General features: G+C 37.0%; 7 protein-coding genes and 1 tRNA gene. 2 read left to right on the plus strand and 6 right to left on the minus strand.

The genetic code is table 11. The annotated features are described in order from the left end of the window. Positions 1-51: 51 nt before the first annotated feature. Both O9316_RS05490 and O9316_RS05495 read right to left on the minus strand, forming a co-directional pair. A complete protein-coding gene (locus O9316_RS05490) occupies positions 52-777 on the minus strand; it encodes a T9SS type A sorting domain-containing protein (RefSeq protein ID WP_288040926.1) in 726 nt (241 codons plus the stop codon). Positions 778-836: 59 nt separating this feature from the next. Continuing rightward, the gene (locus tag O9316_RS05495) at positions 837-2,648 is read right to left on the minus strand and encodes a T9SS type A sorting domain-containing protein (protein ID WP_298205613.1); all 1,812 of its coding nucleotides are present in this window, start codon (positions 2,646-2,648) and stop codon (positions 837-839) included. A gap of 175 nt (positions 2,649-2,823) precedes the next feature. Here O9316_RS05495 and O9316_RS05500 point away from each other — a divergent pair. Both O9316_RS05500 and O9316_RS05505 read left to right on the plus strand, forming a co-directional pair. Further along, a tRNA-Ala gene (locus tag O9316_RS05500) sits at positions 2,824-2,897 on the plus strand. A gap of 141 nt (positions 2,898-3,038) precedes the next feature. Further along, positions 3,039-3,470: a hypothetical protein gene (locus O9316_RS05505; RefSeq protein ID WP_298205612.1), complete on the plus strand. Its 432-nt coding sequence runs from the start codon at positions 3,039-3,041 to the stop codon at positions 3,468-3,470. Between the two features lie 231 nt (positions 3,471-3,701). On the opposite strand, the gene O9316_RS05510 is transcribed toward O9316_RS05505, so the two are convergent. The 4 genes from O9316_RS05510 to O9316_RS05525 all read right to left on the minus strand — a co-directional run. After that, complete coding sequence (locus O9316_RS05510; RefSeq protein ID WP_298205611.1) at positions 3,702-6,557, minus strand: type I restriction endonuclease subunit R; 2,856 nt, start codon at positions 6,555-6,557, stop codon at positions 3,702-3,704. A 2-nt stretch (positions 6,558-6,559) separates the two neighbouring features. After that, complete coding sequence (locus O9316_RS05515) at positions 6,560-7,006, minus strand: hypothetical protein (RefSeq protein ID WP_287785683.1); 447 nt, start codon at positions 7,004-7,006, stop codon at positions 6,560-6,562. A gap of 361 nt (positions 7,007-7,367) precedes the next feature. Then, positions 7,368-7,766 carry an Abi family protein gene (locus O9316_RS05520; RefSeq protein WP_298205609.1) on the minus strand — a complete coding sequence of 133 codons (399 nt, stop codon included), beginning with the start codon at positions 7,764-7,766 and terminating at the stop codon, positions 7,368-7,370. A gap of 125 nt (positions 7,767-7,891) precedes the next feature. Then, positions 7,892-8,138, minus strand: a 247-nt coding sequence (locus O9316_RS05525; RefSeq protein ID WP_298205608.1) for a restriction endonuclease subunit S, incomplete at its 5' end; no start/stop codon positions are given.

An 8,138-nucleotide genomic window follows, 5' to 3' on the forward strand; every position in this document is an offset into this window, starting at 1 on the left:
AAAAAGACCTGTTCAAATGAGCAGGTCTTTTTATATACATTGTGAAACGTATTAGTTTTTGATCACTTTTTTGGTACCTACATTTCCATAAGCATCGGTAAATTGTATAATATACATACCGGTTTGCCATGCGCTGGTGTCTAAGGTATGAATCCCATAAGGTAAATCGCGTTGTAGCACTGATTTTCCTTGAACATCAAAAACCTGAACTTGCGATGCCTTCAAGACATCCAACGTTAATTCTGAAGTAAAAGTAGTGGCTTTGATCAACACCCCATTTTGCTGCAATTGTTCGATATCGCTCACCGAAAGCGCTGGGTCAAAACGATAGGTTACGTCAACAAAATTCCCCGAAGGATTTCCTGCTTGGAAAAAACGGAAGGAATAATCTTTAGGGTAAGGTGCTGAACCTAATACGGTGTTGTAAAAGTGTCCATCATTGCCGCTTTGACCCCCCGGAGGTAGTGTCAAAAAAGGAAGATTTACGGGATAATTCATTCCTTCCTCTACCGATGATAAGCATTCATTAGCAAAACACAATTCAAAACCTTCACCGTCTGTATTGACTAATGAAGTACAGTTAATACGCACATTTACCGAAGCTGTTGTCGATAAATTTTTAACATAAAAATCCAACGAACCTTGTGGATACAGCGTTGAATTAAAGGCAATCACTTGACCTGAAGCAACAGGTGTATTATTGTGACGGGTAACTGCAATTTGTGCCTGGGTAAAACCCATCATGGCTAACATTCCGAAGAGAGCAATCTTTTTCATAATCTATTTTTTTGGGGAGTGTTAATGGGGAGACGGCTAATCTCCCCGTTTACTATAAATTAATTTAAAATAATTTTTTGGGTTTGAGAAGCGCCTGCTTCATTGGTCATGGTCGCTAAGTACATTCCTTTTTGCAACGAAGTCAAATTCATTTGACCCCCATTTTCAAGCGCATTAGCACGATATACTACTTTTCCAGTCATATCCGTAACGGTAATATTTACCGTACCTTCAGTAGCTACTTGTAGAATTCCGTTGGAAGGATTGGGGAATAAACGAGCGATATTTTGTGCCGTAAAGGAACCATTAGATAATGCATCGGTGGCAAAAGCAGCTTGCATAATGGCTTTGGTTACATCATTTTGAATGAATACAATTACTTTAATATCTGATAGTTCTTCAATATTCAATCCCGTTAAAGTTTCTTGTAATGTAATTGAAGACGGCGTATTGAAGGTAAAATTAACATTAGTTCCACTGGCATCGGGTAACATTTTCATGACCACGTTTTTAAAAGAGGTTTCGCCGTTAGTCGCTACGTTACCCGTAGTTACCCCTTCTACTACAACAGCATGAATGGTATAATTTCCAGAAAGGTAGGGTGTTGTGTTTACTGTAACTGTTAAATCGGATCCATTCAATAAACGCGTGGCATTGATACCGAAGTAAGCAGGTTCAGTTAATGCGGCATCTAAAGCCGTTTGCAATTGTGATGTGCTGAAACTCGTACCTTCTTTGGCATCTACAAATAAAGTAGGTGCACCCGTAACACCATAATACCCTACGCGCTCACCAATTTCAGATGTATAGTAAGGGTCTCCTGCCCCTGGCCAGTTCACTTGATAGGAAATCAATGCTAAATTATTTTGGTTGGCTCCTGTATTGTAGAAAGGTGTAAAGAAGTTGGTGTTGAATGAAAAACAAGGAGGACATGTTGAACTCGAAAACTTTTCATACAAAGGAAGACGTGCTGTAGAACCGCTGGCTACAGAAACGTTTTTGGTTACCATATCATTCGTTGTGTCGCCGTCATTTCCAGCTCCATTTACATTGGATACCCAAACTTTTAAAAGATAATTTCCAGGAGTAGCATTCCATTGGTCATTGTGCGTAAACGTGTACGACTGCCCCATCGCTATGTTCAATCCAGAGAAAGTTTGTGAATAGATGGTTCCTGTACCAATTTGCCAATTTACAGTCATTGTGTTGATAGCAGATGTTCCCATATTTTTAATCGAACCCGTAATCACTTTAGAACCTGCCAAAACAATTGGATTCATATCCACCGTTGTAGTTTCTGCGTCGATTGCTTGGATTTGCTCAACCGTGATTTCATCGATAAAAATGTTGTTCCCGTATCTTGAAGTTCCCAAGATATTGATATATCCTGTACCTGAAACCGTTCCAGGTATATCAAAAGAGTAGCTGTACCAACCATCGGCGGGTACAATAGGCGCCAATTGACGTGAACGGTTAACAGTTCCCAACAAAGTTCCTCCAGCTGCGGAAGTAGTGTTGTAGAAAACCTGAATGTTATCAGCATCGGTAGGATATCCTGAATCGCGGAACATTTTTAACTTCACACGGTAATTTGCCCCTGCAAAAGTTATTGCAGGCGAAGTGAGACGACCTGTTCCGTTGTTAGGAATGGAATACGAGGCGAAACGAGCCATCCCGGCACCTGCAAAAGTAGCACAGGTTGGATTGGTCCCGGAGGTTCTGCGAGACCATGCACTGATGGTTGTTCCCGCATCACTAGCTGTTGTAGTGGAAGTCCAGCCTAAAGCCGTATCGAAGTTTTGAGAGGCAATGATTTGTGCCTGACCCAAAAAAGAAACCAATAAGGATGTCAACAAAGTAATTTTTTTCATTTTCGGTTGAGGTTAATAGTTTGTACGTTTTTTTTTAAAGAAGCACAATTTTAAGAATAATTTTGCGATAATTTGCTATAAATCAGTATTTTTTTGCTTTAAGTATACAATTCTTTAGAAATCAAAAAAATATTTGGGGTTGATAGGTAAATTAGTATATTTGCAACGCATCCAAGGGGATGTAGCTCAGTTGGCTAGAGCGCTACGCTGGCAGCGTAGAGGTCGTGGGTTCGAGCCCCATCTTCTCCACTTAGTAAAAACGCATTAGTCTTATAATCAGATTGATGCGTTTTTTATTTGTTTAAATCTGTACGATTCTTGTACGATTGAATTAAAATTGAACTTTTTTTCGACTTTTTCCACGGTCAAAATATTTATTAAAAAAAAGCTATGGAAGACGAAAACTACATCCTTTACCTTGACGGATACAAAATACGAATCAAAGGATTCACCTTTGCTGAAACTTACGCAACTGGTTTACCTCCGAGTAAAGAATCACTAAATCATTATAATAAATTACTTATCGAACCTGACTATCCTATTGAATGGGGATTAAATATCCCATCGGTAATTAATCGCAATACGATTCAATACGATTCTTATGGATTATTACCAAAATACATATATACCGTATGGTTATATAGCCCTAAAAGCATCAATGACCCTTTAAGTAATTATGAGGGAAGCCAAATAATTTGTCATTGGTTTGGCGAAAGCATGGAACCAAATATCTCAATACAGCAGTATATTATTCAAAAGCTCGATAAATTTTCATGGCTCGATAAAGCTCAAAACATCAAACCATTTATCACTAAAAGATAATTTGTCTTAAACAGTTTGATTTTTCGCTTACACCTCTATAAAAAGGTGCCTCATCCTGGTTTTTTGTCATTATGTTAAAGAGCGTTTACCCCATTGTATTGGGTACAAAAAGGTACCTTAAAAAGATATTTTATCCCAAAATCCCCAAAATTTTTTCTTCGCCTTATCATGGATTCCATAGCAGACCTCAAAAAGGCGGAGGGGGGACAGGGGGTAACGGGGGGAGGTAGGTTAACCAGTTATCCCACTCACAAACGTTTTCACAAACGTTACAATCTTATCTAGGATTCTATCACCTGTCTTCTTGCGTTCTAATATGGTTGGTTTGCTTCCTTGTATCAAGTCCAGTACTTCATCGCGTAACGGTTCCTGTTCTGAAAACAAATAATTTTCAATAAGACGTTCGGTCTTCTCTGGGGATAAATTCTCCTCGGAAACTATTTTATTGAAAGCCTTAACTTGTTCTTCATTCCAAAATTTATCGAACTCTTGCGGTATGGTTTCGCTGTCTTCAATAATGGGTAAGTTCTCTTTAATAAAGCGCTCAATCAATTCGCGTTTACTTCTCAAATCGGCTTCACCACTCAATAAATTTAATATGTCGGCTTCGGTCTTCACCGCATCTTTCTTGCTGTCTGTTTTTAACTTCATCAGCAATTGAAGTATATAGGCTACGTTGATTTCATCACGGTGCAACAACTCCAATTCAAAATCAACATCCTCTAGTATCGACACTTTGTCTTTTTCATGTTCGGTTCTAACCTTATCATGCAAATCCAAATACTTGCTCTTGTAGTCTTCAAACTCTTGTTCCTCCATTTCAAGGTCTGACCAGCTAAAATCGGCAAAAGCGGTCATGGTATTGCGAATACGCATTAACTCACGGAACGCTTTAATAAACTCTAGTTCTTCATCCTCGGTTCTCAATTCATTTACGGAATCAACACTTGGAACCAACGCTAAAAGTTTTTGATACGCTTCATTAAATTTAACCGCATAATCTTCATACGGCTTCATAATAATTACATCAATTGCATCCTTATTGCTAAATAGCGTTATGGCTTGGTCTGTAACGTCTTTTAAGTTTCGGAACACCACAATATTCCCTTGGGATTTCATCTCATTCAACACCCTATTGGTGCGTGAATAGGCTTGAATTAACCCATGGTATTTGAGGTTCTTATCTACATATAATGTATTGAGTGTTGGACTATCAAAACCAGTTAGGAACATATTGACCACCAGCAAAATATCAATTTTACGATTTTTTACATTTTTGCTTACATCATTATAATACTTATAGAAGCTCTCGCTGTCTTTGGTTGAAAACTTGGTATCGTACAACTGGTTGTAATCGTTAATAAATTCATCCAGTTTTTCACGGCTATGTCCTTGCAATCCGTACAATGCTCTGGGTTCTTCCACTACCGACAATTCATCGGGTAAAAAGCCGTTGGCATCAGCATCGTTTTCATTGGCCGAGTAGCTGAATATGGTGGCTATTTTTAAACTATGTTGGCCAGATTCTCTTTTCTTTTTAAATATTTCGTAGTACTTAATCAACGTTTCAACGCTTGAAACACAAAACATCCCTGTGAAGTTTCGACTATGTGTTTTACGGTCATGGTGCGCCAGAATATAATCTACAATCTTCTCCAATCGCGTTGGATGCTCCATTAACTCCTTGGTATCAATATCTTCAACTTCAATATCCAAATTGGTGTTGCGGTCTTCTTTTTGTTTGTACCGTCCCACATATTCCACCGAAAACTTCAATACGTTTTCGTCTTTGATTGCATCCGTAATCACATATTTGTGTAAGCAGTCACCAAAAAGTTCTTTAGTGGTTCTACGTCCCAATTCATTCTTTACCGAGTTATCGGCAAATATCGGTGTGCCAGTAAATCCAAAGAGTTGGATGTTATTGAAAAATTCTTTGATACGGTTATGTGTTTCCCCGAACTGGCTACGGTGACATTCATCGAAGATAAAGACAATACGTTCGTCTTTAAGACGATTCATCCTTTCGAGATGCTGTTTTTTGCTTATGGCTGTGTTTAGTTTTTGAATGGTGGTTACAATCAACTTGGTATCATCAGCAAACTTATCTACCAGCATTTTGGTGTTATCGGTTCCGTCGATGCTTCCTTTGCTAAAGCTGTTGAACTCTTTAGTGGTCTGGTAATCCAAGTCTTTACGGTCAACCACAAACACTACCTTTTTGACCTGTGGCAAATTCATGATAATTTGACTAGCCTTGAATGAGGTCAATGTTTTACCGCTTCCTGTGGTGTGCCAGATATAGCCGTTGTGAACACTATTCTTTACACGGTCAATTAATGCTTCAACCGCATAGAATTGGTACGGACGTAACACCATTGGAATTTTATGGGTTTCGTTCAATACAATGTATTTGCATATCATTTTACTGATATGGCACGGTTCCAAAAACTCGCTGGTAAAACCGTTGAGAATGTTGGTAAGGCGTTTATTTTCTTTGTCCGTCCAATAGAACGTTTGTTTGAATGATTGGTTACGATTGTTGGCGTAATACTTCGTGTTTACACCGTTGCTAATCACAAAGATTTGAACGTATTGGTATAAGCCCGAATTGGAACCGAAGGAATGGCGTTGATAGCGATTCACTTGGTTAAACGCTTCTTTTAACTCTAAACCTCTACGCTTTAATTCTATTTGTACCAACGGCAAGCCGTTGATTAATAAGGTGACATCATAGCGATTCTTGTATTGTCCCTCAACGGTGACTTGATGTGTTACTTGAAACTGATTTTGACACCAATGCTCTGTATTAATGAACTCAAAGTACAAATTGTCCCCGTTGTCCCGAATGATGTGCTGTTTCTCCCGTAGCGTTTTTGCTTTTTCAAATACCGAACCTTTGGATAATATATTCATAACGCGTTCAAATTCGGTGGCTGAGAATTGAATACGGTTGTGCTTTTCCAACTGGTTTTTCAAGTTGGCAATCAGCTCTTGTTCGTTGGTGATACTGGCCAGACCATACCCCATTTTTTGGAGCTGGGCAACCAATTGTTCTTCTAATATGGCTTCGGATTGTTTGGACATATTTATTTTTTGGCTTCTGAAATTAAATCTCTATATCTACTGCACGTCTCATATTCTTCATTGTTTTCTGCTTCTTCAAGAAGCTCATTTAGTTTGTTGACATCCAACTCTAATAATGATAATACAATTAAAGTCCCAGTATTAAATTCTGAAAAACGTGTTTGTTGTATCTTATTAGAACCGTAGTCACCTTTACCAATATCATTGGTAATTATTTGGTATTTCTTTGAACCATATTCAATAAACCAATCAATTGAATCCTTGCCAAATGCGTTGATAAAACTTTTACAGTCATCACATTCATTTGCATGACTTAACATAAAAAAAACTGAAATCTCAATTTGAATGTGAGGTGGTTCAAGGTGCATTTTTGGTGTAACTATAATCCAACTTAAAGTGTCATCAATCAAGATTTCAGTTTTAATTTGGTTGTTAAAGATTCTAATCATAAAATGTTTATTTAACGTGGTGAAATTTGACTACTTTAGACTTCTTTTATTTATGTAAAATTTTGATTTAAGTAATTTATTTAAATTAAATTATCAATTTTTTTAATGCTAACATGTACTTGATTAAGTCCATATAGCAACTCACTTTCATTAATATTCATCCAATTAAAAAGATTTAAAATAGCACTATAGTGCATACTCACATATGATGTATCAATTATAGGATGACCCAATCTAAAACATATTGCTTCATGATGTGCTATTCTATTTCGGATGTTGTTTACTTTTTCTAATTCGTTAAAAATAAATGTTTGATTATATTGAATCGAAGGCGTTGATTTTGGCTTCCCAGGAAAAATTTTTAATAACGTCTTACCACAAGCATTAAATTGAGGTTTTGCAAATAAATATCTCCAAAATCCATTTCAGCTATAAGCTTATGTTGATTAAAATGATGGCTAACCGCCTTAATGCCTTTGTTTACTATTTGTTTGGTTCTTTTGCATTTTGAATCATTAAATACTCCTGTTGTTTTTGTGCTTTCTGCTAACCAATTAGAACCAATTGTAACAGTATAATGGTTGTTAATTTTGTTTCTTAACGCAATTTCAAAGCAACTAATAATTGTAAATAATTGCTGGGATAATTTTAGATTTAACCTATATAAAGTCATGGCTTTTCTACTATCACCACCACAGGCATCTAAGTATCTATTCATGCGAGGAGCTGACATTATCTCCTCAAAATCTAAATATCTCATAAAAAATTTTTTAATTCAAAATTTATCAGTTACTTTGCATCATATTATTCCCAGTAGCCCCTGTTATAAATCAAGCTATTGGGTTTTTGTTTTTTATAGCTTTTATAAATTCCCCCTCCGTCATCTTAACAAAACATCTGTTGCAACAACCCCTTTTTCCAGCGCTCCATACCGTCCAACTCGGACTGGCAATGTGTGATTTTATCATCAATGGCCGATAGAAAATTGGCAATTTTGGTTTGTTCTGGTATTGACGGTAAATCAATACTCAAATTTTTCACTATATCTGCGGATAAATTACCTTGCCCGCCTTGCAAAAATGTCTTTGTGATAATATCTTTCTTAGACTTTAGAACAGAATATATGTAATAA

Source organism: Flavobacterium sp. (assembly GCF_027533505.1).
Classification (GTDB): domain Bacteria; phylum Bacteroidota; class Bacteroidia; order Flavobacteriales; family Flavobacteriaceae; genus Flavobacterium.

What these genes read in the sequence shown, in the direction of transcription:
- O9316_RS05520 (WP_298205609.1), bottom strand. Translation starts at nt 7,766, where the DNA reads ATGAGATATTTAGATTTTGAGGAGATAATGTCAGCTCCTCGCATGAAT.
- O9316_RS05495 (WP_298205613.1), bottom strand. Translation starts at nt 2,648, where the DNA reads ATGAAAAAAATTACTTTGTTGACATCCTTATTGGTTTCTTTTTTGGGT.
- O9316_RS05505 (WP_298205612.1), top strand. Translation starts at nt 3,039, where the DNA reads ATGGAAGACGAAAACTACATCCTTTACCTTGACGGATACAAAATACGA.
- O9316_RS05515 (WP_287785683.1), bottom strand. Translation starts at nt 7,006, where the DNA reads ATGATTAGAATCTTTAACAACCAAATTAAAACTGAAATCTTGATTGAT.
- O9316_RS05510 (WP_298205611.1), bottom strand. Translation starts at nt 6,557, where the DNA reads ATGTCCAAACAATCCGAAGCCATATTAGAAGAACAATTGGTTGCCCAG.
- O9316_RS05490 (WP_288040926.1), bottom strand. Translation starts at nt 777, where the DNA reads ATGAAAAAGATTGCTCTCTTCGGAATGTTAGCCATGATGGGTTTTACC.